The following is a 1,028-nucleotide window of genomic DNA, read 5'->3' on the forward strand; positions in this document are numbered from 1 at the left end:
GGTGTAGTCGGTGAAGATATTGATGTAGCAGTCATTTTTTCTGCACTATCGCCAAATGCCTACTATGATAATGGTGAACATTACTAAAGGGGATGTATGATGCGGCTGAGTCTTTCTTTTTATTTCAGTTTATTTGTCTCAGCTCATCTTTATGCTACGCCATGGGAGCAAGTTAGTGCTCCCACTCATAATATGTCCTCTTCTATTGGTAGTTACGCGAACGGCTGCTTAGATGGGGCCTCCCCCCTGCCTTTAGAAGGTACAGGTTATCAAGTGTTACGTAGTCGAACGAATCGCTACTATGGGCACCCTAACACTATAGATTTTGTTGAAAGCCTAGCTTTAAAGGCGAATCAAAAGTTAAAAACTACTTTACTAATTGGCGACCTTTCTTTACCTCGTGGCGGCCGTTTTTCATCTGGTCATTCAAGCCATCAAACGGGGCTGGATATTGATATCTGGTTGCGTTTAGCTGACTCTCCTCTCTCCTATAACGAACTTCAATTGCCGAAACCGATGAGTGTGGTTGATCTGCAAGACTACTCGATATTAAATCATCGATGGGATAAGAGGCATTTTGAACTCATCCGTTATGCTGCTAAGAGCGATGAGGTGGCTCGTATCTTTGTTCACCCTGTTATCAAAGAGCAACTGTGTGCTCAGGAAGGGGGAAAAGATCGTTCTTGGCTACGTAAAGTTCGTCCTTGGTGGGGACATCATTATCATTTTCATGTGCGCTTATCATGCCCTGACTCAAGCTCTAATTGTGTCGATCAAGCACCTCCTCCTTCTGGTGATGGGTGCGGTTCGGAGTTAGCGAGTTGGAAGCCAAAAGCAGTTGTCCCAGCGAAGCCCCAGCCAGAAAAAGTAGCGGCTAAACCTAAAAAGAAAAAAGCGATTCCACCACAATGTCAGCCACTTATCGTCAGTAAATAACGTCTTCTCTTTGTTCTTGTTTCGGCTCAGGTATCTCTTTTATGAAACTGGAGAAACATCATACTTTTGTCTACAGTTAATAATACCAATAC

General features: G+C 43.6%; 1 protein-coding gene and 1 pseudogene. Both read left to right on the forward strand.

The window, feature by feature from the left end:
• Positions 1–87, forward strand: a pseudogene (locus tag R7O12_RS26975) (DUF1904 domain-containing protein); the annotation flags it as partial.
• Between the two features lie 12 nt (positions 88–99).
• Entirely contained in the window at positions 100–936 is an 837-nt protein-coding gene (mepA, locus tag R7O12_RS26980) for a penicillin-insensitive murein endopeptidase (RefSeq protein WP_318127128.1), read from the forward strand.
• Positions 937–1,028 lie beyond the last annotated feature (92 nt).

Source organism: Vibrio sp. Vb1574 (assembly GCF_033338675.1).